Annotated in this window: 19 protein-coding genes; 16 read left to right on the top strand and 3 right to left on the bottom strand. The window is 46.6% G+C overall.

Going from position 1 to position 23108, the window contains the following annotated elements:
* Positions 1 to 80 precede the first annotated feature (80 nt).
* From tsaE to hflC, 8 genes are all read left to right on the top strand, one after another.
* Positions 81 to 545, top strand: coding sequence for a tRNA (adenosine(37)-N6)-threonylcarbamoyltransferase complex ATPase subunit type 1 TsaE (gene tsaE / locus DYB02_RS15715; protein WP_005457080.1), 465 nt, complete (start codon positions 81 to 83; stop codon positions 543 to 545).
* Complete coding sequence (locus DYB02_RS15710; protein ID WP_029846753.1) at positions 539 to 2254, top strand: N-acetylmuramoyl-L-alanine amidase; 1716 nt, start codon at positions 539 to 541, stop codon at positions 2252 to 2254. The genes tsaE and DYB02_RS15710 overlap by 7 nt, the downstream gene beginning before the upstream one ends.
* A gap of 22 nt (positions 2255 to 2276) precedes the next feature.
* Positions 2277 to 4286, top strand: a complete 2010-nt coding sequence (gene mutL, locus DYB02_RS15705) for a DNA mismatch repair endonuclease MutL (RefSeq protein WP_029853308.1) — start codon at positions 2277 to 2279, stop codon at positions 4284 to 4286.
* Positions 4283 to 5215 carry a tRNA (adenosine(37)-N6)-dimethylallyltransferase MiaA gene (gene miaA / locus DYB02_RS15700; protein WP_005496505.1) on the top strand — a complete coding sequence of 311 codons (933 nt, stop codon included), beginning with the start codon at positions 4283 to 4285 and terminating at the stop codon, positions 5213 to 5215. The genes mutL and miaA overlap by 4 nt, the downstream gene beginning before the upstream one ends.
* 193 nt (positions 5216 to 5408) lie before the next feature.
* Positions 5409 to 5672 carry an RNA chaperone Hfq gene (gene hfq / locus DYB02_RS15695; RefSeq protein ID WP_005438329.1) on the top strand — a complete coding sequence of 88 codons (264 nt, stop codon included), beginning with the start codon at positions 5409 to 5411 and terminating at the stop codon, positions 5670 to 5672.
* Positions 5673 to 5710: 38 nt separating this feature from the next.
* Positions 5711 to 7000: a ribosome rescue GTPase HflX gene (gene hflX / locus DYB02_RS15690; RefSeq protein ID WP_005496507.1), complete on the top strand. Its 1290-nt coding sequence runs from the start codon at positions 5711 to 5713 to the stop codon at positions 6998 to 7000.
* Between the two features lie 45 nt (positions 7001 to 7045).
* On the top strand, positions 7046 to 8248 hold the full coding sequence (hflK, locus tag DYB02_RS15685) for an FtsH protease activity modulator HflK (protein ID WP_005460667.1): 1203 nt from the start codon (positions 7046 to 7048) through the stop codon (positions 8246 to 8248).
* 2 nt (positions 8249 to 8250) lie between these two features.
* Entirely contained in the window at positions 8251 to 9231 is a 981-nt protein-coding gene (gene hflC / locus DYB02_RS15680; protein ID WP_005460668.1) for a protease modulator HflC, read from the top strand.
* 78 nt (positions 9232 to 9309) lie between these two features.
* Here the strand turns inward: hflC and DYB02_RS15675 are convergent, their stop codons facing one another.
* Complete coding sequence (locus DYB02_RS15675) at positions 9310 to 9495, bottom strand: DUF2065 domain-containing protein (protein WP_005480030.1); 186 nt, start codon at positions 9493 to 9495, stop codon at positions 9310 to 9312.
* A gap of 173 nt (positions 9496 to 9668) precedes the next feature.
* Here DYB02_RS15675 and DYB02_RS15670 point away from each other — a divergent pair, with 173 nt between their 5' ends.
* On the top strand, positions 9669 to 10985 hold the full coding sequence (locus DYB02_RS15670) for an adenylosuccinate synthase (protein WP_005460670.1): 1317 nt from the start codon (positions 9669 to 9671) through the stop codon (positions 10983 to 10985).
* A gap of 229 nt (positions 10986 to 11214) precedes the next feature.
* Positions 11215 to 11850 carry a flagellar protein MotX gene (gene motX, locus DYB02_RS15660; protein ID WP_005496512.1) on the top strand — a complete coding sequence of 212 codons (636 nt, stop codon included), beginning with the start codon at positions 11215 to 11217 and terminating at the stop codon, positions 11848 to 11850.
* Between the two features lie 82 nt (positions 11851 to 11932).
* On the opposite strand, the gene hmpA is transcribed toward motX, so the two are convergent.
* A complete protein-coding gene (hmpA, locus tag DYB02_RS15655; protein ID WP_029806376.1) occupies positions 11933 to 13117 on the bottom strand; it encodes an NO-inducible flavohemoprotein in 1185 nt (394 codons plus the stop codon).
* Positions 13118 to 13275: 158 nt separating this feature from the next.
* Between hmpA and nsrR the strand changes: the two genes are divergently transcribed.
* The 5 genes from nsrR to trpS all read left to right on the top strand — a co-directional run bounded on the left by nsrR (position 13276) and on the right by trpS (position 19051).
* Positions 13276 to 13701, top strand: coding sequence for a nitric oxide-sensing transcriptional repressor NsrR (nsrR, locus tag DYB02_RS15650; protein WP_005496514.1), 426 nt, complete (start codon positions 13276 to 13278; stop codon positions 13699 to 13701).
* A 115-nt stretch (positions 13702 to 13816) separates the two neighbouring features.
* Complete coding sequence (gene rnr / locus DYB02_RS15645) at positions 13817 to 16324, top strand: ribonuclease R (RefSeq protein ID WP_015297413.1); 2508 nt, start codon at positions 13817 to 13819, stop codon at positions 16322 to 16324.
* A 62-nt stretch (positions 16325 to 16386) separates the two neighbouring features.
* Positions 16387 to 17130 (top strand): 23S rRNA (guanosine(2251)-2'-O)-methyltransferase RlmB, encoded by a 744-nt coding sequence (gene rlmB, locus DYB02_RS15640; RefSeq protein ID WP_005455666.1) that lies wholly within the window; start codon positions 16387 to 16389, stop codon positions 17128 to 17130.
* A 102-nt stretch (positions 17131 to 17232) separates the two neighbouring features.
* Positions 17233 to 17919 (top strand): phosphoglycolate phosphatase, encoded by a 687-nt coding sequence (locus DYB02_RS15635; protein ID WP_005468384.1) that lies wholly within the window; start codon positions 17233 to 17235, stop codon positions 17917 to 17919.
* Positions 17920 to 18034: 115 nt separating this feature from the next.
* Positions 18035 to 19051 (top strand): tryptophan--tRNA ligase, encoded by a 1017-nt coding sequence (gene trpS / locus DYB02_RS15630; protein ID WP_005468382.1) that lies wholly within the window; start codon positions 18035 to 18037, stop codon positions 19049 to 19051.
* A gap of 63 nt (positions 19052 to 19114) precedes the next feature.
* On the opposite strand, the gene DYB02_RS15625 is transcribed toward trpS, so the two are convergent.
* Positions 19115 to 19489 (bottom strand): hypothetical protein, encoded by a 375-nt coding sequence (locus DYB02_RS15625; RefSeq protein ID WP_029804602.1) that lies wholly within the window; start codon positions 19487 to 19489, stop codon positions 19115 to 19117.
* Positions 19490 to 20025: 536 nt separating this feature from the next.
* Between DYB02_RS15625 and DYB02_RS15605 the strand changes: the two genes are divergently transcribed.
* Positions 20026 to 22980 (top strand): ExeM/NucH family extracellular endonuclease, encoded by a 2955-nt coding sequence (locus DYB02_RS15605; protein WP_025442319.1) that lies wholly within the window; start codon positions 20026 to 20028, stop codon positions 22978 to 22980.
* The last annotated feature ends 128 nt before the right edge of the window (positions 22981 to 23108 follow it).

Below are 23108 nucleotides of genomic sequence, written 5' to 3'. Positions count from 1 at the left end.
TCTCTCAAAACCAACACGGTTTACTATTCCTGTTCTTTTGATTTTTATATAGTCAACGATCATTAGTTAGAGAAGCATCAATGAGCACGAAACAATTTACTTTAAAAGATGAGCAAGAAACGGTAGCACTGGGCACCGAGCTGGCTCAACTTTGTTCTCAACAAACCACTATTTATCTGCATGGTGATTTAGGTGCAGGTAAAACAACCTTCAGTCGTGGTTTTGTCCGTGCTCTTGGGCATCAAGGAAACGTGAAAAGTCCGACTTATACGCTTGTCGAACCTTACCAATTAGATAAGTGGCAGGTTTACCACTTTGATCTTTACCGATTGGCAGATCCTGAAGAATTGGAATTCATGGGGATCCGAGATTACTTCACAGATGATGCGATCTGCTTGGTTGAATGGCCTGAAAAAGGGCAAGGATTGCTGCCACAACCAGATTTAGATGTAGAAATTCGTTATCAAGGTGAGCAACGCGTCGCTGAGATAACGGCGAATAATGATTACGGTGTGCAGTTACTCAGTCGATTGGAGCTATGTTGAGTCTTTCAAATTTTAGAGCAGTGGCGACGTTTGTCGCCACTTTTCTCCTTATCATCCCCAATGTAGCATTTGCTAACGTCGTTAAAAGTTTCCGAGTGTGGCCTTCCCCAGATGAGACTCGTGTTGTCATCGATTTAGGCTCGGAAGCTGACTATTCCTATTTTTCTCTGTCAGGGCCGGACCGTCTTGTGGTGGATATGAAAGACACCACCATGCAAGCTAAATTGCCAGTGACCGTTTCTGATAGCCCAGTGCTTAAATTGGTGCGTAAAAGCTCGCCTCCAGAGAAAGGCTCCTATCGCCTTGTTTTTGAATTAAAGAAAAACGTTCAGGCAGAGTTATTCAAACTCAGTCCAACGCCGGGCGGCCAATATGGGCATCGTTTGGTGATTGACCTGCCACACGGTAAGAAAACCGCGACAACAGCAGCGAAACCAAGCAAACCGGCGACAACCAGCAAAGACATGAGTACCGTACAGCGTGCTCAAGAAGTATTGATCGTGATCGATCCTGGTCATGGTGGTGAAGACCCTGGCTCAATTGGTCCATCTCGTCGCAAGTATGAAAAAGACGCGGTACTGAGCATTTCTCGTAAGCTTGCAGCGCAACTTGATGCGACGCCGGGAATCAAAACGCGCATGACGCGTACCGGTGACTACTTTGTTAACTTAAACCGTCGTGTTGCATTTGCCCGCGAAAATGACGCGCACCTGTTAATCTCAGTTCACGCGGATGCGTTCACATCACCACAACCTCGTGGGGGATCGGTATTCGTATTGAATACGCGTCGCGCAAACACTGAGATTGCTCGTTGGGTTGAGAACCACGAGAAACAGTCCGAGTTGCTCGGTGGTTCTGGCAATGCATTTGTCACGAACACGAAAGACCGCAACGTGAACCAAACTTTGCTCGATCTCCAGTTCAGCCATTCGCAAAAAGAAGGCTATAAGTTGGCGACCGAAATTTTGGGTGAAATGGGACGCGTCGCGCATCTACACAACACCAAGCCAATCAACACTAGTCTGGCAGTATTGCGTTCGCCACAAATTCCATCGGTCCTTGTAGAGACTGGATTTATCTCTAACCCAACAGAAGAGAAACTGCTGTTCCAACGCGCGCACCAAGATAAGTTAGCGCAGGCTATCTCTAAAGCGGTGGTTAAATATCTAAAAGATAACCCACCTGAAGGCACGGTGTTCTCACCTTCCTCTAAACCAATGGTGCACATTGTTAAGCGTGGTGAGTCGCTGTCTGTGATTGCGAATAAATACGGTACTAACTCGAAAGCGTTGATGGCCGAGAACAAGTTGAAATCGACCAGCTTAGCGGTTGGACAAAAACTGCGTATTCCGTCAGCTGGCAAAATCCAAGTGCCAAGCAAGCCTATTACAGTAGAGACTGAAACGATTACTCATACCGTTAAATCGGGTGAGTTCTTGGGTAAGATCGCAAGCCACTACAAAGTGAAGCTGTCGGATATTCGTCGTGAGAATAACTTAAAATCCGATACATTATGGGTCGGTCAAAAACTTAAGATCACCGTAGCAGTGAAAGATAAGCCGATCCGCAAGCACAAAGTGGCACGAGGGGAATACCTTGGTAAGATTGCGTCCAAATATGGCGTGAGCGTTGCGAGTATTCGCCAAGCAAACAACTTGCGCTCGGACGAGCTTGCTGTTGGGCAAGTCTTGATCATTCCAAACAAATAAGTAAGTGAGCTTCTAACTCATTATGACGATAAAAATTTTGCCAGCTAGGCTCGCCAACCAAATTGCGGCAGGGGAAGTGGTCGAAAGACCTGCCTCTGTCATCAAAGAGTTGGTGGAAAATAGCCTCGACTCTGGCGCAACCCGAATCGATATCGATATCGAAAAAGGCGGTGCCAAGCTTATTCGTGTTCGTGACAACGGAAAAGGGATTGCGAAAGATGAGCTCGGGCTGGCACTCAGTCGTCATGCAACGTCTAAAATCCATACCTTAGATGATTTAGAAGCGATCATGAGCTTGGGCTTTCGTGGAGAGGCATTGGCGAGTATCAGTTCCGTTTCTCGTCTTACATTAACCTCTCGCCCAGCTGCGCAAGAAGAAGCGTGGAGTGCATATTCGGAAGGGCGTGATATGCAGGTCAAATTGCAGCCTGCTGCCCATCCCATTGGTACCACGGTTGAAGTGCTGGATTTGTTTTTCAATACACCTGCACGCCGTAAGTTTCTGCGTACCGAAAAAACGGAATTTGCTCACATTGACGAGCTGTTAAAACGCATTGCACTGAGCCGCTTTGATGTCTCGATCAACGTTCGTCATAACGGCAAAGTGATCCGCCAGTACCGTGCGGCTAAGAATCAACTGCAAACCGAAAAGCGTATAGCGGCGGTGTGTGGTAATGCATTTGTGCGTAATATGCTTCGTATTGAGCTTGAGCATCAAGGTCTCAAGTTGCATGGTTGGATCACCACCCCGGATGGGGCTCGTCAGCAAAGCGATTTGCAGTATTGTTACGTGAATGGCCGCATGATGCGGGACAAACTGATCAATCATGCGATTCGTCAAAGTTACGAAATGAGCTTAAAGCCGGATCAATTTGCCGCTTATGTGTTGTTCATCGAGCTAGATCCGCATCAGGTGGACGTGAACGTTCATCCGGCGAAGCATGAAGTGCGTTTCCATCAAGCAAGATTGGTACATGACTTTATCTATCAAGCTTTGGCTGATGCACTGGCACAAAGCTCTGTGATTGATAAGCCGCAAGTCAATGAGTCCGCGTTCCATCGAGCAGAGCCTGAAGAGCGAGAAAGCCAACCGAAAACGACGCCTCAATACTCGCCACAACCAGTGAGTACCACTGTCCCGGAGCGTGTGTATCAAGCGATTGATAAAACGCCTACGTACCCTGGACGTACTAATTATGAGATAAAGCCACGCGATCGTGCGCCGAGTGATTCATCTGTGCGTGAAGCGCGCATTGCAGATTCCTTTAAGCGAACGGATTGGATTGAGTCCAAACCTGCGCCTAAACCAAATGTAGGTAAAGAGCGTCATGCTGAACCTGCACCAAGCAAGCGAGAAGTCCACGCTTACCATGAACTGCTAAAAACACCCGACTTCGAATCTCAACAAGCTGAGCAACCGACATCGATAGAGTCCGTTCGAGAAGTGAGTTTGCCTCAAGTTACAGCGTTGGGGAAAGCGTTGGCCGTAGTGGATGAACAATTTGTTCTGATGAGCAGCGACAGTGGCGTAGCATTAGTTTCATTACCTCGAGCTGAATTCTATCGCACCAAAGGTCAGTTGACGCCAAGTGAAGGAGCGTTAAAAGCGCAGCCTTTATTAGTACCGTTGTCGATGAAGTTGGACACTGACTTAGTGAAGTTGGCACAAGATTATCAACAAGACTTTGCTCAGTTGGGTATCCAATTAAAAGCCAGAAATGATAAAGCGCTAATGGTCATGGGCGTGCCCGCACCATTACGCCAACAAAACTTACAAAATTTAGTGCCAGATCTGTTATCTTACGCGCAAACGTGGATGAAGGGAGAAAAGGCGTCAACTCAGATGCTTCCTGCGCTGATCGATTGGCTTGCTGTGCAGGTCACAACGGTCAAGAGTCACTATACTCTCTCTGAAGCCATTCAAATTATTGCGGAACTTGAACAGTTAAGGCATGGTCAATTGCCACTAGACGATAAAACATTCGTATCTGCTGTTGATTTCTCTGCCACGATAGCCAAATTAAAACCATGACAGACAAACTACCTTTGGCTCTTTTCTTGATGGGGCCAACTGCATCAGGTAAAACCGAGCTAGCGATTCGCTTGCGACAAAAGTTTCCGGTTGAGATCATCAGTGTGGATTCTGCATTGATCTACAAAGGAATGGATATCGGTACGGCAAAACCTGACGAAAGAGAGTTGAGTTTAGCGCCGCACCGCTTAATTGATATCCTAGATCCTAGCGAATCTTATTCGGCGGCGGACTTTCGCCGCGATGCTTTGCAAGCGATGGATGATATTGTTGCAGAAGGAAAAATTCCGCTCCTAGTGGGTGGTACAATGCTGTATTACAAGGCATTACTTGAAGGCTTATCACCTCTTCCTGCTGCAAATCCTGAAATTCGTCAGCAAATTGAACAAGAAGCATTGACTAAAGGTTGGTCAGTGTTGCACGATGAACTGAAAGAAATTGATCCTGTATCAGCTGCGAGAATACATCCAAATGATCCCCAGCGTTTATCTAGGGCGTTGGAAGTGTATCGTATTTCAGGTAAAACTCTTACTGAGTTGACTCAAACTAAAGGTGAAAGCCTGCCGTACCGAGTTAAACAGTTTGCAATAGCTCCCAAGGATAGGGCAGAACTTCACCGTCGCATTGAACTGCGTTTCGACAAAATGATGGAAGCGGGTTTTGAAGATGAAATGAAAGCGTTGTATGCGCGCAAAGATCTTCATCCGGATCTTCCTTCTATTCGTTGCGTTGGTTACCGACAGATGTGGGAGTATTTAGATGGGGAGTGCACACGTGATGAAGCAGTATTTCGTGGCGTATGTGCGACTCGTCAATTGGCCAAGCGTCAAATCACCTGGTTACGCAGCTGGGATGACTTAACTTGGTTGGATAGCGATAACATTGAGCAGGCACTCGAAACCATGTCAGAAGCAATAGCATCTGATTGAGATAGCTGTGTATAATGTGATCGTTTTTGCGTGAACGCACTCTCAAAGGATCTGTTGTTGGCAGTTTTTATACTATGCTGCTAATTACTTAGAGTGCATTTTTGATTCGTTTAGCTCAGATGCAAAAGCAGTACTTTTTGCATTGCACCACTAGCTAAATAATTACAACTACAAATTAAATAAGGAAAATAAAATGGCTAAGGGGCAATCTCTACAAGACCCATTTCTAAACGCGCTACGTCGTGAGCGTATTCCAGTGTCTATCTACCTTGTGAACGGTATCAAACTACAAGGTCAGATCGAATCATTCGATCAATTCGTGATCCTGCTGAAAAATACTGTAAACCAAATGGTGTACAAGCACGCGATTTCTACAGTTGTGCCGGCTCGTCCAGTGAGCCACCACAGCGGTGATCGTCCTCAAGGCGACCGTCCACAAGAGAAATCAGAAGATTAATTCTTCATCGAGTATTTTTAAAATAAGGAGTTGATTGCTTGTTTGACCGTTATGAATCCGGTGAGCGAGCCGTACTTGTTCATATCAACTTCACGCAAGAAGGTGAATGGGAAGATCTGGCTGAGTTCGAGATGCTGGTTTCTTCCGCTGGGGTTGAGACGCTGCAAGTTGTAACTGGTAGTCGTCAATCCCCACACCCGAAATACTATGTCGGAGAGGGTAAGGCCCAAGAAATTGCTACTACGGTACAGTTGACTGGTGCTGAAATTGTGATTTTTAATCACTCCCTCTCTCCTGCCCAAGAACGTAACCTCGAAGCACTGTGCAAATGTCGAGTTCTCGACCGCACTGGTCTCATCCTCGATATCTTTGCTCAACGAGCACGAACACACGAAGGTAAGCTACAGGTCGAGCTGGCCCAACTTCGACACATTTCTACTCGTTTAATTCGTGGTTGGACGCACCTTGAAAGGCAGAAAGGGGGGATCGGTTTACGTGGCCCGGGTGAAACCCAGCTGGAAACCGACCGTCGTTTATTGCGTGAACGAATCAAAGCCATCCTGCGCCGCCTAGAAAAGGTAGCCAAGCAGCGTGAACAAGGACGCCGTGCCCGAAATCGAGCTGAAATCCCAACAATTTCTCTCGTGGGTTACACCAACGCGGGTAAGTCGACACTCTTCAACCGAATAACCGAAGCTGGCGTGTATGCCGCTGACCAATTGTTTGCTACTTTGGATCCTACACTACGTAAGATGGAATTAGCGGATGTTGGCCCAGCCATACTGGCAGATACGGTTGGTTTTATTCGACATTTGCCTCACGACTTGGTTGCTGCCTTCAAAGCGACCTTGCAGGAAACGCAAGAAGCTGACATTTTGTTACATGTTGTTGATGCCAGTGATGAGCGTTTTCGTGAGAATATTCAAGCTGTTCATGAAGTATTAGAAGAGATCGACGCGCACGAAGTGCCGACGCTTGTCGTCATGAACAAAATCGACAATCTAGAGTCGCAGACACCACGTATAGAGCGTGATGAGGAAGGGGTTCCTCGTGCGGTCTGGGTATCTGCAATGGAAGGATTGGGCATTGAGCTCCTGTTTGACGCGCTGACGGAACGTCTGGCGTCGCAAATGGTCGAGCATCAGTTGCGAATTCCTCCACAGTATCAAGGAAGATTCCGTAGTACATTCTTCCAAATGAAGTGTATTCAACGTGAGGAATACGACCAGGATGGTAACTTGTTGATCGATATTCGAATGCAGCAAGTAGATTGGTCTAGACTTGAAAAAAGAGAAGGGGCAGTTTTGACTGACTTTATAGTCACTTAAAGGACTGCTACAGTATAACGTCATATCAAATGATGGAGCTTTCTAATGGCGTGGAATGAGCCTGGAAATAACAACGGCAACAATGGCCGCGATAATGACCCTTGGGGTAATAATAATCGTGGTGGCCAGCGTCCTGGTGGCCGAGATCAAGGTCCGCCAGATTTAGATGAAGTGTTCAACAAACTGAGTCAAAAGCTGGGTGGCAAGTTTGGTAAAAAAGGCGGCGGTGGTTCTTCTATCGGCGGTGGCGGTGGTGCAATTGGCTTTGGTGTCATTGCGATCATTGCAATTGCGGTGTGGATTTTCGCTGGTTTTTACACCATCGGTGAAGCAGAGCGTGGTGTTGTACTGCGTTTAGGTAAATACGATCGTATCGTAGACCCAGGCCTTAACTGGCGTCCTCGTTTTATTGATGAATACGAAGCGGTTAACGTACAAGCGATTCGCTCACTACGTGCATCTGGTCTAATGCTGACGAAAGATGAAAACGTAGTAACGGTTGCAATGGACGTTCAATACCGAGTTGCTGACCCATACAAATACCTATACCGCGTGACCAATGCAGATGATAGCTTGCGTCAAGCAACAGACTCTGCGCTACGTGCAGTAATTGGTGATTCACTGATGGATAGCATTCTAACCAGTGGTCGTCAGCAAATTCGTCAAAGCACTCAAGAAACACTAAACCAAATCATCGATAGCTATGATATGGGTCTGGTGATTGTTGACGTGAACTTCCAGTCTGCACGTCCGCCAGAGCAAGTAAAAGATGCGTTTGATGACGCGATTGCTGCGCGTGAGGATGAAGAGCGTTTCATCCGTGAAGCAGAAGCTTACAAGAACGAAATCTTGCCGAAGGCAACGGGCCGAGCTGAACGTTTGAAGAAAGAAGCTCAAGGTTACAATGAGCGTGTAACTAACGAAGCATTGGGTCAAGTAGCACAGTTTGAAAAACTACTACCTGAATACCAAGCGGCTCCTGGCGTAACACGTGACCGTCTGTACATTGACGCGATGGAAGAGGTTTACACCAACACATCTAAAGTGTTGATTGACTCTGAGTCAAGCGGCAACCTTTTGTACCTACCAATCGATAAATTGGCAGGTCAAGAAGGCCAAACAGACACTAAACGTAAATCGAAATCTTCTTCAACCTACGATCACATTCAACTAGAGTCTGAGCGTACACAAGAAGAAACATCGAACACGCAGTCTCGTTCAACAGGTACACGTCAAGGGAGATACTAAGAATGCGTAAGTTAATGATCCCTGTACTGGTAATCGCACTAGCATTGATGCTGATGTCTCTGTTTGTGATTCCTGAAGGTGAGCGCGGTATTGTGGTTCGATTTGGTCGTGTTCTTAAAGACAACAACGACATCACTCGAATTTATGAGCCGGGTCTGCATTTCAAAATGCCACTGTTTGATCGCGTGAAGCAGTTAGATGCTCGTATTCAAACGATGGATGGACGTGCTGACCGTTTCGTAACGTCAGAGAAAAAAGACGTTATCATCGATTCGTACGTGAAATGGCGTATTGAAGACTTCGGCCGTTACTACCTAGCAACAGGCGGTGGTAACTCTCTGACAGCTGAAGCACTTCTTGAGCGTAAAGTCACAGACGTGCTTCGTTCTGAGATTGGTGCTCGTGAAATCAAGCAAATCGTTTCAGGTCCACGTAATGATGACGTGCTACCAGAAGACGCAAGCAGTGATGAAGTGAACACAGAAGCGGCACGTGAAGCGTTAGAAATTGATGGTGAACGTGACCTAATCATGTCGGATGTACTGCGAGATACTCGTGAAAGTGCAATGAAAGACTTGGGTGTTCGCGTTGTCGATTTCCGTATGAAGAAAATCAACCTTCCTGATGAGATCAGTGAGTCGATTTACCGTCGTATGCGCGCTGAGCGTGAGTCGGTAGCTCGTAAGCACCGTTCTCAAGGTCGTGAGAAAGCAGAAATCATTCGTGCACAAGCGGAACTTGAAGTAGCAACCATTCTTGCAGAAGCGGATAAAACCGCTCGTGTTACACGCGGTGAAGCGGATGCAGAAGCGGCGAAGATCTATGCGAATGCATACAACAAAGATCCTGAGTTCTTCAGCTTCCTACGTTCTCTAAGAGCATACGAAAAATCATTCAGCTCTAAGAACGACATTCTTGTTCTGGATCCGAAGAGCGACTTCTTCCAGTACATGAATAATGCGAAAGGTGCGAAAGCTGAATAAGCGAACCATCTGAAATCTAAAAAGGCTCCGTAAGGAGCCTTTTTTGTATCGGTTGTACCATCGGTATGCCACCAAACATTAGCTCATCATAAATGCGATGACGGCTCCCGCCACCACTAGGCAGCCACCAATGCGCCGTAGCTGGTTGTCCGGTTGTTCACTCAGCTGTGCCACCATGTTTCGCCAGCCGTTTGGCGCGATCAAAGGGCCTATGCCTTCGACAATTAAAACAAGTCCAATCGCTAGCCAAATAGAGTCAGACATAAAGATTTCCAGTCGAGTTTAGAAAAGTAAATATTATCAGTGATGTATTGATTTCGAAATGTACAGCGTTGATGAGATTACTTTCTGGTATCAACTCTGTGAACAAAAAATGACTGCAAGAATTGCGATTCGGTGCTAGAATCCATTTTTAACTAGCAATCAGACTTGGAAAGATGGGAAATAACGTAGTCGTTCTAGGCACCCAATGGGGTGACGAAGGTAAAGGTAAAATTGTAGACCTTTTAACTGAAGATGCAAAATACGTGGTGCGCTACCAAGGCGGTCACAACGCAGGTCACACTCTTGTAATTGACGGTGAAAAAACCGTTCTTCACTTAATTCCATCAGGTATCCTTCGCGATAACGTAAAATGTGTTATCGGTAACGGTGTTGTACTATCACCTGAAGCTCTACTTAAAGAAATGAAACCTCTTGAAGAGCGTGGTATTCCAGTACGCGAACGTCTTTTCATTTCTGAAGCATGTCCTCTAATTCTTCCTTACCACGTTGCAATGGACCAAGCTCGCGAAATCGCTCGCGGTAAAAAAGCTATCGGTACAACTGGCCGTGGTATCGGTCCTGCATACGAAGATAAAGTTGCTCGTCGCGGTCTACGCGTTGGCGACCTATTCGATATGGAAGCTTTCGCAGAGAAACTTAAAGAAGTTATGGAATACCACAACTTCCAACTAGTTAATTTCTACAAAGCTGAGCCAGTAAGCTACGAAGCAGTGCTTGAAGAAGCAAAAGGCTACGCAGAGCTACTAACTTCAATGGTTATCGACGTAACTGACGAACTAGACGCAGCACGCAAGCGCGGCGACAAGATCATGTTCGAAGGTGCGCAAGGTACACTACTTGATATCGACCACGGTACTTACCCATACGTAACTTCTTCTAACACGACTGCTGGTGGTGTTGCTGCAGGTTCTGGTTTCGGTCCTCGTCACATCGGTTACATTCTAGGTATTGCGAAAGCATACTGTACTCGTGTTGGTGCTGGTCCATTCCCAACAGAATTGTACGATGGTCTAGAGAAGCAAGACCCAGTAGGTAAGCACCTAGGTACTGTAGGTCACGAGTTCGGCGCAACCACTGGTCGTCTACGCCGTACTGGTTGGTTCGATGCTGTAGCTATGCGTCGTGCAATCCAAATCAACTCTGTATCTGGTTTCTGCCTAACTAAGCTAGACGTACTAGATGGTCTAGAAGAGCTAAAAATCTGTACTGGCTACAAGATGGAAGATGGCTCTGTACTAGAAGTTTCGCCAATGGCTGCTGAAGCATTCGAAAAAGCGACGCCAATCTACGAAACAATGCCAGGTTGGTCTGAGAACACATTTGGTGCTAAGTCACTAGATGCTCTACCACAAGCAGCTCTAAACTACATCAAACGTATCGAAGAGCTAACGGGCGTACCAGTAGACATCATCTCAACTGGTCCAGACCGTAACGAAACTATCATTAAGGTTCACCCATTCGAAGCTTAATAAGTACTCGTTAAAGATTTTAAAAGCCGACCTCAAGGTCGGCTTTTTTGTATCTGAGATAAAAATACCCACAGCGACAAATAATCTGCATATGGCAAGTTATTGCCGTTAAGCTTAAGGAAGAGGCAAAAATTGTCTAAAGCTTAGCTGCTGATTGCCGATAAGTTTATCAAGCAGAGGAGATCCTTGGCTGATCTTTGGTTTCTCAGATACCTTGAAGAGTACGTTTATGAAGTTACGAACAGTGGCTGCTTCACTGTTACTGATGCTGTCTGCCACAACAGTGCGAGCGAGTGCTGCTGATGTTGGCGCGCCAGTTCCCATCTACACCGAAGCAGAACTGATAAAGCTTATTGAGCAGAATAAGCATTTACAACGCGTGCGCGCTGATAACTGCCAGCTGGTGGAAGATATCGTAGCTCGTGCGACTCGAATTAACTTGCCTGCTTACGAGTTCCTATATGGCGACATGTTGGCGTGGGGCGTATGTGTCGAGCAAGATGTCGAGCTGGGGCTCTACTACATGGAAAATGCCGCGCAGCAAGGCTTACCTGCGGCATTAGAGCAGATTGGGCGTTACTATTCGCGCGGTACTTTGGTGCAACAAGACAAAGAGCGTGCGATTCCGTATTTGCGTGAAGCCGCTTCTATGGGTAATTTAAACGCGCGTATTCATCTGGCTGAATTGCTGCTACGCGATTACGGTAGTCCGTTGGACTATGAAGATGCTTACCGCTGGTTGTACAACTCGGTGACCGCCGATCAGCGTCAACACAAACGCATTGCCGTATTAAGGCGTGGGTTAGAACAGCGTATGCCACAAAACATCATTGCACGCGCAAAAAGGCGTGACATGTTCTGGTAGATCTCCAGAACATTCTCGGTAACTTCATACAACAAAGCCCACACTTCGTGGGCTTTGTTGTTTTCCCGATAGGTGAACGCGCTTAAACCACCTTATGTGGGCCAAAGCACTCGTAATGGAATTGTTCTTGAGGGACGCCAAGTTCTTGTAGCTGTTTCGCGACGTGCTGCATAAAGCCCACCGGACCACAGAAGTACACTTGTACGTTGTCTTGTTTGAGTGCGGCTTCGATTTCATGCAGGTTTACAAAGCCGGTAAAGTGGAAGTCTTCACCTATCTTGTCTTCTGCCGCTGGTTGGTTATACCAAATGAGCGCGTTCATGTTTTCTTTCGCCGTGACTAGCTGGTTTACGTGCTCTTTAAAGGCGTGGTGTTTGCTGTTTTCTGTTGCATGTACCCAAGTCACTGGCGCGTGATGTTCCGTCAAGCTTTCTAGCATTGACAGTGTTGGCGTAAGGCCGACACCTGCAGAAATCAGCACCACTGGTGTATTGGTGTCTACATCCATAAAGAAATCCCCCGCTGGCGCTGCGAGTTTTACTTTATCGCCGATGTTTAGCTCATCGTGCAGATAGTTGGATACTTTACCGCCTTGTTCACGTTTTACGGAGATGCGGTAAGTGTTCTCTTGAACCGAAGAAGATAGGCTGTATTGACGGATCTCTTGGTTTTCAAACTTATTGCTGTTGATGTAGATGCCGAGGTACTGCCCTGGCTTGTACTTCGTCACTTTACTGCCATCCGTCGGTTTGAAAACAAAACTGCAAATGTGTTCACTTTCCAATTGTTTACCGACCAACTCAAACTCACGTAGCCCTCGCCAGCCACCTTCTTGCGATGCATTCGCTTGATAGATTTGCTCTTCGCGCTGGATAAATACATTAGCCAATACGCCATAAGCTTCAGCCCACGCGTCTAAAACTTCTTGGCCCGGATTGAATAACTCATCAATCGTAGCGATCAAATGTTTACCTACGATTTGATACTGATCTTTCGTGATCAAAAAGCTGGTGTGTTTATGCGCAATTTTCTCCACTGCGCCAAGCAGAGCAGGCAAGTTTTCAATGTTAGCAGCGTATGCACAGATGGCATTGAATAGCGCTTCACGCTGATCGCCATTACGCTGGTTGCTCATGTTGAAAATGTCTTTTAACTCAGGGTTGTGAGTAAACATGCGGTCATAGAAGTGAGCGGTCAGTTTTGGTCCTGTTTCTGCGATTAGTGGCGCGGTCGCTTTCACGATCTCAATGGTTTGATTGCTGAGCATAAGAACTTCCTATTTTTAAGTTGTATTTGTAATGCATGTTTAAAGTTGTATCTCAAATGTATCTTTCGATCAAGAAAAGATTTACACTTTTGTCGATAGCGTAAGTTGGTTGTTTCGTCACTGACATTGAGCTATTAAGTCGCACTCTGGGAGAGAACATGCAGTTAACGAGCTTTACTGATTACGCGCTGAGAACCTTGATTTATTTAGCATCATTGCCAAAAGATGAGCTGACCAATATCACCGAAGTGACGGATTTGTTTGGTGTGTCTCGTAATCATATGGTCAAAGTAATCAACCGTTTAGGGCAGCTAGGCTACGTGCATACCGTGCGCGGTAAAAACGGTGGTATTCGCTTGATGAAGCCAGCGTCTGAGATCACCGTTGGTGGTGTCGTGCGAGATTTGGAGCCGTTAGATTTGGTCAATTGTGGGGTGGAGTTTTGCCACATTACCCCCGCATGTCGCCTCAAAGATAAGCTTGCCAAAGCAAAAAGAGCCTTCCTCGCCGAGTTGGATGAGTGCACCATTGAATCCTTACTGAGCGATAACTCTGAGCTTTTGATCCTGCTTGCTCGCCCTTAGTTTATTTGCAGTTCCAGAGTCGATCTCGATCATTCTTTTTTCAAAGCAATTCTGTAGGTTATCGAGAGACTCAGATATACTAGCTCTATACCTTCCTTGCTAGATAGGCGTGCCTATGTCAGACAATATTCCAAACGATCCATTCGCAGATCGTGAATCCCAAAATTACGAAAATCCAATTCCAAGCCGAGAGTTCATCCTCGAGTTCCTTGAACAAGCGGGCGTACCAATGAATCGCAATGACTTGTTTGAAGCTTTAAAGTTAGCAGGCGAAGAGCAATACGAAGGGTTGCGCCGCCGTTTACGTGCCATGGAACGAGATGGTCAACTGGTGTTTACCCGCCGTCAGTGCTACGCATTGCCTGAAAAACTTGAAATGGTGAAAGGTTACGTGATTGGCCACAAAGATGGTCACGGTTGGGTACGTCCAGAAGGCAGCGTCGGCAAGGACGATGATATTTTGCTGCCACATCACCAAATGAAGAACATCATTCATGGTGATTTCGTGCTGGTACAACCAACAGACAACAGCAAGCGTGGTCGTCGTGAAGGTCGCTTAGTTCGCGTACTTGAAGAGCGCAATAGCCAGATTGTTGGTCGCTTCTTCCTTGAGTACGGCTACTCATATGTTGTGCCGGATGATTCGCGCATCAGCCAAGATATTCTGATCCCGAACGAGCACAAAGCTGGCGCTCGTATGGGTAACGTCGTGGTGATTGAAATTACCGATCGTGGTTCTCGCTCGCGTGGCATGATGGGTAAAGTGGTTGAAGTTCTTGGCGAAAATATGGCGCCAGGTATGGAAACACAAATCGCAATTCGCACCCATCAAATCCCTTATGAGTGGCCAGAAGCGGTCGAAAAACAAATCGTAAACTTGGGCGAAGAAGTGCCAGAAGAAGCGAAAGTTGGCCGTGTTGACTTGCGTGAATTGCCGCTCGTTACCATTGACGGTGAAGATGCGCGAGACTTCGATGACGCCGTTTTCTGTGAGAAGAAAAAAGATGGTGGTTGGCGTCTTTGGGTCGCAATCGCAGACGTAAGCTACTACGTGCGCCCAGATTCAGCGTTAGACAAAGAAGCCATCAACCGTGGTAACTCTGTGTACTTCCCATCGCAAGTTGTCCCAATGTTGCCTGAAGTGCTTTCAAACGGTTTGTGTTCGCTTAACCCGCAAGTGGATCGCTTGTGTATGGTGTGTGAGATGACCATTTCTGAAAGCGGTAAGCTCTCAAGCTACAAGCACTACGAAGCGGTAATGAATTCCCACGCTCGTCTCACATACAGCAAAGTGAGCGCGATTCTTGAAGGTGATGAAGAATTGCGTGAACGCTACCAGCCACTCGTGTCGCATCTTGAAGAGTTGCACGCGATGTACAAAGTGTTGAAAGAAGCGCGTGATCAACGTGGTGCGATTGAGTTTGAGACCGTCGAAACCAAATTCATTTTTAATGCTGAGCGCAAGATTGAAAGCATTGAGCCAGTGATTCGTAATGATGCGCATAAGATCATCGAAGAATGTATGATCTTAGCTAACATTGCCTCGGCATCATTGGTAGAAAAAGCCAAAGAGCCTGCACTGTATCGTATTCACGAATCTCCGGGTGAGCTGCGCTTGCAAGGCTTCCGCGATTTCCTTAGTGAGCTAGGTTTAGAGTTGAAAGGTGGTTTAGAGCCTTCTCCGACAGATTACGCCGATCTCGCGCGTCAAATTGCAGGTCGTCAAGACCAAGAGCTGATCCAAACCATGCTGCTGCGCTCCATGAAGCAAGCGGTGTACAACGCGGACAACGCAGGCCACTTCGGTTTGGCGCTTAAGCGTTACGCTCACTTTACGTCACCAATTCGTCGTTACCCTGACTTGTTGCTGCACCGTGCTATCAAGTACTTGATCGCTAAAGAAGAAGGCCGCAACCAAGACCGTTGGACGCCAACGGGTGGTTACCATTACTCATTCGATGACATGGACTTCTACGGCGAACAATGTTCAATGACAGAGCGCCGCGCTGATGATGCAACGCGTGAAGTTGCGGATTGGTTGAAGTGTGAATACATGCAAGATCACGTCGGCGATGAGCTGGAAGGCGTGATTGCTAACGTCACCAGTTTTGGCTTCTTCGTGCGCTTGACCGATCTGCATATCGATGGTTTGGTGCATATTTCAACGCTTGCGAACGACTACTACCAGTTTGATCCTATTGGTCAAAGACTTATCGGTGAAAGCTTCGGTAACATCTATCGTCTGGGTGATGCGGTCAAAGTAAAAGTGCTGGCTGTTAACCTAGATGACAAGCAAATTGACTTTGAATTGGTCGAAACAAGTCGTAAGCTACGCGGCGAAGGTAAGACAGCTAAGAAACGAGCTGCGGAAGCGAAACGCAAAGCCAAAGAGAAAAAACGTGCGGCGACACGTTCTTCATCAAAAGAAGGTGCTACAGCGCGCGCTGTTCCTGCTATTGAGCCAACTAAGCGCCCAGAACAAACGGATTCTGGCCGTAAACGCAAAGGGCCAAAACGTGGGGATGACGACAGCGCAAAGAAGCCAAAGGTGAAGAAAGCCCACAAGAAAAAGCCACACAGTAAGCCAAAGAAAACCAAGCGCACTAAGCAAGACGCGCAGTAGGCTGAAGCGCCAATCTGTTACCGCAGATTGGCGGTGAGCGAAGCACAGAAACAGGTTAAGTAATGAGTAACGAATTTATTTACGGCATTCATGCCGTGAAAGCGGTATTGGAACGCGAACCAGAACGTTTTATTGAAGCGTACGTTCTAAAAGGACGCCAAGACGATCGCCTAATGCCAATCTTGAACGATTTGCAGGTGTGTGGTGTTTCTATCCAACAAATGACGCGTAAAACCTTGGATGACAAAGCACATGGTGCAAACCACCAAGGCATCATCGCGCGCGTAAAACCAGCAAAACAGCTAAACGAAAACGACATCGACGACATCTTAGCGCAGCATGAGACACCGTTGCTATTGGTGTTGGATGGTGTGACTGACCCTCACAACCTTGGTGCCTGTTTACGTAACGCCGATGCTGCTGGTGTTGCTGCGATTATCGTTCCTAAAGATCGATCAGCACCAATGAATGCGACAGTAAGCAAAGTAGCCTGTGGCGCTGCAGAAGTGGTGCCTTTGATTCGTGTAACCAACCTAGCGCGCACAATGCGTACTCTGCAAGAGCAGGGCATCTGGTTCGTGGGTACGGCGGGTGAAGCGACACACGACATTTACCAAGCAAAACTGACTGGTCCTCTGGCAATTGTCATGGGCGCAGAAGGTGATGGCATGCGCCGCCTAACGCGAGAAACTTGCGATGATTTGATTAAAATCCCAATGGCAGGTAGCGTATCAAGTTTGAATGTGTCGGTTGCATCAGGCATCTGTTTATTCGAAGCAGTTCGTCAGCGCTTGGCTGCGAAGTAAGCGAATGAGACCATATGTCACTGAGCCCAAAGGCTTAGTGGCTTGAAGAATCAAACACATAGGATGGGAAACCATCCTTTGTTATTTTTAGCTAGGGAAATTATGACTCAACAAGATATTAAACTGATTGCGTTCGATCTGGATGGCACATTGTTGGACAGCGTACCTGATTTGGCCGTTGCTGCAGACCAAGCGGTACAAGCTTTGGGTTACCCTGCAGTATCGGAAGAGCAAGTACGTGATTACGTAGGTAACGGTGCTGACGTCCTGATTGGTCGCGCGCTAAGCCAAAGCATGACCATCAGTAGCGATCTTAGTGAAGAGCTGCGTGCAAAAGGACGCGAGCTGTTTGATGACTTTTACGCGCAAAGCGGTCATCAGCTGAGCCATCTTTACCCAACAGTAAAAGAGACGCTAGAAGAGCTACATCAGGCAGGCTTTACGATGGCGCTTGTAACGAACAAACCATCGAAGTTTGTTCCAGAAATTCTAGATCAACATGGCATCGCAAAATACTTTGTGGACGTATTGGGTGGTGATGCATTCCCTGAGAAAAAACCAAATCCAGTCGCACTGAACTGGTTGATGGAAAAACATCAGGTGAAAGCGAGCGAAATGCTGATGGTTGGCGACTCGAAGAATGACATCCTGGCTGCGAAAAACGCAGGTTGTGCTTCGTTTGGTTTAACATACGGTTACAACCATGGTGAGCCTATTTCAGCTTCAAACCCAGATTTTGTCGCAGACAGTTTATCTGAATTATTGGAAGTAGTAGCCGTTTCTGCATAACGGCAACAAAAGAGCTTCCAAAATACTTGTTAATGAGTACACTGAGTAAACCGTGCGCTAAAAGCCGCACGGTTTTTCATTTTAATTAGATTAAGAAGTCAAAGGAATCATTCTAATGAGCAAACCCATCGTATTGAGTGGTGTTCAACCGTCAGGTGAACTAAGTATCGGTAACTACTTGGGTGCTCTACGTCAATGGCAGCAGATGCAAGACGATTATGATTGCCAATACTGTGTTGTAGACCTTCACGCGGTTACGGTTCGCCAAGATCCTAAAGCCCTACATGAAGCGACTCTAGACGCATTGGCGATCTGTCTGGCAGTTGGTGTTGATCCGAAGAAGAGCACGCTATTTGTTCAGTCACACGTACCAGAGCATGCTCAACTTGGTTGGCTTCTTAACTGTTACACTCAAATGGGTGAACTGAGCCGTATGACTCAGTTTAAAGACAAGTCTGCACGTTACGCGAACGACGTAAACGTGGGTCTGTTTGATTACCCAGTGCTAATGGCGGCCGACATCCTGCTTTACGGCGCACACCAAGTGCCAGTAGGTAGCGACCAGAAGCAGCACCTAGAATTAGCGCGTGATATCGCAACGCGTTTCAACAACATTTACTCGCCAGAAAGCCCAATCTTTACGGTACCTGAGCCATATATTCCAACGGTTAACGCGCGCGTAATGAGCCTTCAAGATGCGACGAAGAAAATGTCGAAGTCTGATGATAACCGTAAGAACGTTATCACGCTGCTTGAAGAGCCGAAATCGATCATCAAGAAGATCAACAAAGCGCAAACGGATACCGAAACGCCACCAAGCATTCGCCATGATGTTGAAAACAAAGCGGGTATTGCTAACCTAATGGGTCTTTACTCTGCAGCGACAGGCATGAGCTTTGAAGAGATTGAAGCGAAATACAAAGGCGTTGAAATGTACGGCCCATTCAAGAAAGACGTGGGTGAAGCGGTTGTTGCGATGCTTGAGCCAATTCAAGAAGAATACCGTCGTATTCGCGCAGATCGCGCGTTTATGGATGAAGTGATGAAGCAAGGCGCGGAGAAAGCATCGGCTCGTGCGGCGGAAACACTGAAAAAAGCATACGAAGCTGTCGGTTTTGTGGCTCGTCCGTAATCTCAAGTAATCCAATACCCAAAAAGCTCCACTTCGGTGGAGCTTTTTTATGTGCTGAGAAAATTACTCAAAGGGCGTGTTGTCCATACAGCGCTCCATATCATAGTACTCAACGCGGCCACGAGCGCCTAAAAACGACGATTTCACCACCATCCCACGATCCACATAATTAGTGAGGAAAACACAGGATATCTCGTAACTTAACTGTTTGATTTTATATGGCTCCCAGTAATAGTCTGGTCCAGGCGGGCGGGCACGAAAAGAAATGACACCATCGTCACTGACTTCAAACTCTTCCATTCCCTTGAACTCATATTTTGCTGATTGGATAGTTTTTTGATTAGCGGTTGGGTAAAGCGGTTCAGAAGATGTTAGCTGACAACCTGTCATAAGCCCAAACGCGGAGAGAGCTAGCCCAATACGTTGAATTGTTTTCATTGATTTGTCCACGATAGATGATGGATGAGATCTTATTGTCTCGCGTTGGTTTTATAACGCTTGCGTATGTTTTTCTCCACTGTGTTATCGGAATTTATCATTTTTGATTAATAAAAATTTGAAGTGTAAATGGCGAGTGCGCAAAGCGGGGGAGTAAATAACAAGCGAGAGCCTGAAAGAAACCAAAGTAGCAATATTACTAAATTAGTAATTAATTATATTTAATGAAGCATGAAAGCGCTCGAAATAATAGTTTGGTGTACCAAGAAAGCATTGATGTATTCCATAACATGGAACGGAAAAATAAACTGAGCAATTAGTCTAATTTTGCTTTCCTGCTGCACTACTTAACTGTATTTATTACAAAATATGTTTGAATACGCTGTTTTGGCATATTTTTATAGATTCACATGTGATTTATTTCACGGTTTTTACTGCTCTTTCTTATTTATTTCATAAATAAACCTGATAGTAGACACAAATGGTAGGCTCTGATCGGAGCTTAGTTTGCATTTAAATAAATATCAGGTACGACAATGGACACGTTAATCAAACCCTCAATACTTGCATTAACCATCGCTAGTGCGCTTAGCGCTAACGCGAATGCAGAAATTATCATTTCCCAGTACGTAGAAGGTGGCTCGTATAATAAAGCGGTCGAGATCGCGAATACCGGTGATGCCGCAGTCACGCTAACAGGTTATGAGCTAGCGAAATCATCTAATGGTGGTGGCACTTGGGGCAGCAAGATCGATTTGAGCCAAGTAACGTTGCAAGCGAAGCAGGTGTTTGTTCTTGCCCATGGCGATGCCAGCGATGCGATTAAAGCAGTGGCTGACCAGACCGATAAAAACGTGGCGAACTTTAATGGTGACGATCCTCTCGCACTATTAAAAGATGGTGAAGTTCACGACATGGTCGGCGTGATGGGGGGTGTAGCATTTGGCAAAGACGCCACTTTGGTACGTAACGGTGACGCACTGACGCCTTCTGCGACTTTCCAATCTTCTCAATGGACAACGTTAGCAAAAGACAACATTGATGGCTTGGGCGAGCTGAATGCAGCTGAGCCACCTGCAGCATTTGTGTGTGAAGTGGATGGACACGCGCCAACGTTCACATCCATTCAAGACATTCAAGGTGAAGGTGCTTCTTCGCCATTTATCGATGGTTACCCATACATTACGACAGAAGAGCATTTTGTTACTGGTGTCGTGAGCGCTGTTACTAGCGGTTTGACGAAAGGCTTCTACCTGCAAGCTATCGAGAACGATAACAACGATAAGACGTCAGAAGGTCTATTTATTCATACGAACGCCGCAGATACCGAGCTAAAGCCTGGTGACGTAGTTTGTGTGAAAGGTAAGGTTCAGGAGTACTACAGCAATACTCAGCTTTCTTCTGACGCAACCAGCTATGTAAAAACTGGCACGTCAGACATTCCATTGGTGACGCCGCTTGTGATCAAAGAAGGCGAAACTCTGCGTGATGCGTTAGAGCGCCATGAAGGGATGCAAGTGACGCTGAACTCAGCCAGTGATTTGTTTGTTACTCGCAACTTCTCTTACGATTACGATTCAAAACGTAACAACATGATGTTGTCGCACCAAGCTCCGCTCTTTAAGCCAACTCAGCTTCACGCAGCAGACAGTGCAGAAGCGGTCGCGCTAGCAAAACAAAATGCAGAGAATCGAGTTTTCCTAGAATCTGATGCCAAAGCACCGAACGGCAAAATTCCTTACTACCCTGAGTTTGGTCAAGATTTGGATCAAGACGGTTCATCTGAACAGCACATTCGCTTAGGTTCGCGCGTTGAAGGTTTACAGGGCGTAGTGAATTACAGCTACAACGAATACCGTCTGATCGCGACGAACGATGTAAACAACACTAACTTTGTGGCTGCGGGTGATGGTTTTGATGTAGAGCGTAAAGCGGCGCCAGCTATCGCAGAGTCGGATTTACGCGTTGCAAGCTTTAACGTGCTTAACTACTTCACTTCGGTTGCAGACAGCGGAAACAACAACCCGACAGGCCAAAACCGTGGCGCGACGAATCACGATGAGTTCTTGATCCAACAAGCGAAGATCGTGTCTGCGATGAATAAGATGGATGCTGACATCATTGGTTTGATGGAAGTGGAAAATAACGGCTTCGGTGATGGCAGTGCTGTGCAAAACTTGGTGGATGCATTGAATGCAGAAATCGATGACGCAGACGATCATTACACTTACGTTGAAATCGCAGATAAAGACAAGTACCAAGAAGAGTACTTCGGAAGTGATGCGATCATGGTTGCTATCTTGTACCGCGCGAAAGTGGTCACGCCAAAAGAAGCGGCGAAAGTGATCTTCACGCCAGAGCAGCACATTGCCGAAAACACCATTACCCGTAAAGATGGTGCTGAGAGCAACCCTGCGTACGACAAATACCAACGCCACAGCTTGTTGCAAACCTTCACGGTACAAGAGAGCGGTGAAGATCTTTCTATCGTCGTTAACCACTTCAAATCGAAAGGTTCTGAATGTATTGAAGAGTGGATTGCCGGCGTAGAAGACTCGGAGCCTGCGGATCTGCAAGGTAACTGTAACAACTTCCGTGTTTCTGCTGCGCACGCAGTGGGTGAAGCGTTGAAAGACGTGAAAGGCGATGTGTTGCTGATGGGGGATCTCAATGCGTATGGCATGGAAGATCCACTACTGACACTGACTGATTACTCGAAAGAGAAATACGGACGTGATATTTACACGGCGGGTTACACCACAATCAACGGTGGTGAGTTGCAAGTTGAGCAAACGCAAATCAAACAAGGTTACGGCCTGAACAACCTTAATACCTTGCTGCATGGCACAGACACGTTCTCGTACACCTATTCTGGTGAGCTGGGCAATTTAGACCACGCCTTGGCAAGCAACAGCTTGGCGCAAAAAGTGGTAGCGATTGAAGATTGGCACATTAACTCACTAGAAAGTAACTTGTTTGAGTACGGCAGCAAATACACAGGTGATATGCCGAAATACAAAGATGCGTTCTCGGCATCTGACCACGATCCTGTGATCATCGCGATTGATTTACCTGATACGGACATCGATTTACCGAAAGCGGGTGAAAACTTAGCGGTAGATGTACGTTTACCACCAAACGCGGTTGCAGGTGACATCGTGACTGTTAGCTTAACCGTCGCGACTCAAGCTGCCGCTGTAAGTAGTGATGCGAAAGCTTACTCAGCGAGCAAGACTTTAGATCAAACGGACATTAAAGCGCGCAGCGTGAATGTTGAGTTTGAACAGGCGCCAGAGCAAGGTAACTACCAACTGGAAGAGAAAGTGACAGACTCGACTGGCAACGTCGTTAAGTTTAGCTCTGCTCGTGCAGTCTCTATGACTCAACCTGAAACGGGCACCACAGATTCGAAAGACTCTGATGGTGGTTCGTTTGGGTTTGGTGCACTGCTAGCAATGCTTGGACTTGGCTTGTTCCGCCGCCGCCGTTAAGCCACTCCTTTCCTAAAAACATAGCTGTAAAACTCAAAGGCCAGCCGATGCTGGCCTTTTTATTGCGCAAAGACTTGCCTTTCTAATTGGGTGTTGCAAAATACCGCCCTCAATTGTGGTAAACCAGA

The sequence above is a fragment of the Vibrio parahaemolyticus genome (assembly GCF_900460535.1).
In the GTDB taxonomy this organism is placed as follows: domain Bacteria; phylum Pseudomonadota; class Gammaproteobacteria; order Enterobacterales; family Vibrionaceae; genus Vibrio; species Vibrio parahaemolyticus.
The sequence above is the reverse complement of the archived record's forward strand: the minus strand, read 5'-3'. Positions and strand labels throughout refer to the sequence as shown.

Bases quoted from the DNA above. Each gene is read 5' to 3' on its own strand.
- mutL (WP_029853308.1), top strand. From the start codon at position 2,277: ATGACGATAAAAATTTTGCCAGCTAGGCTCGCCAACCAAATTGCGGCA.
- trpS (WP_005468382.1), top strand. From the start codon at position 18,035: ATGAGCAAACCCATCGTATTGAGTGGTGTTCAACCGTCAGGTGAACTA.
- DYB02_RS15635 (WP_005468384.1), top strand. From the start codon at position 17,233: ATGACTCAACAAGATATTAAACTGATTGCGTTCGATCTGGATGGCACA.
- tsaE (WP_005457080.1), top strand. From the start codon at position 81: ATGAGCACGAAACAATTTACTTTAAAAGATGAGCAAGAAACGGTAGCA.
- motX (WP_005496512.1), top strand. From the start codon at position 11,215: ATGAAGTTACGAACAGTGGCTGCTTCACTGTTACTGATGCTGTCTGCC.
- DYB02_RS15675 (WP_005480030.1), bottom strand. From the start codon at position 9,495: ATGTCTGACTCTATTTGGCTAGCGATTGGACTTGTTTTAATTGTCGAA.
- DYB02_RS15670 (WP_005460670.1), top strand. From the start codon at position 9,669: ATGGGAAATAACGTAGTCGTTCTAGGCACCCAATGGGGTGACGAAGGT.
- hflK (WP_005460667.1), top strand. From the start codon at position 7,046: ATGGCGTGGAATGAGCCTGGAAATAACAACGGCAACAATGGCCGCGAT.
- DYB02_RS15625 (WP_029804602.1), bottom strand. From the start codon at position 19,489: ATGAAAACAATTCAACGTATTGGGCTAGCTCTCTCCGCGTTTGGGCTT.
- hmpA (WP_029806376.1), bottom strand. From the start codon at position 13,117: ATGCTCAGCAATCAAACCATTGAGATCGTGAAAGCGACCGCGCCACTA.
- hfq (WP_005438329.1), top strand. From the start codon at position 5,409: ATGGCTAAGGGGCAATCTCTACAAGACCCATTTCTAAACGCGCTACGT.
- DYB02_RS15710 (WP_029846753.1), top strand. From the start codon at position 539: ATGTTGAGTCTTTCAAATTTTAGAGCAGTGGCGACGTTTGTCGCCACT.
- DYB02_RS15605 (WP_025442319.1), top strand. From the start codon at position 20,026: ATGGACACGTTAATCAAACCCTCAATACTTGCATTAACCATCGCTAGT.
- nsrR (WP_005496514.1), top strand. From the start codon at position 13,276: ATGCAGTTAACGAGCTTTACTGATTACGCGCTGAGAACCTTGATTTAT.
- hflC (WP_005460668.1), top strand. From the start codon at position 8,251: ATGCGTAAGTTAATGATCCCTGTACTGGTAATCGCACTAGCATTGATG.
- rlmB (WP_005455666.1), top strand. From the start codon at position 16,387: ATGAGTAACGAATTTATTTACGGCATTCATGCCGTGAAAGCGGTATTG.
- miaA (WP_005496505.1), top strand. From the start codon at position 4,283: ATGACAGACAAACTACCTTTGGCTCTTTTCTTGATGGGGCCAACTGCA.
- rnr (WP_015297413.1), top strand. From the start codon at position 13,817: ATGTCAGACAATATTCCAAACGATCCATTCGCAGATCGTGAATCCCAA.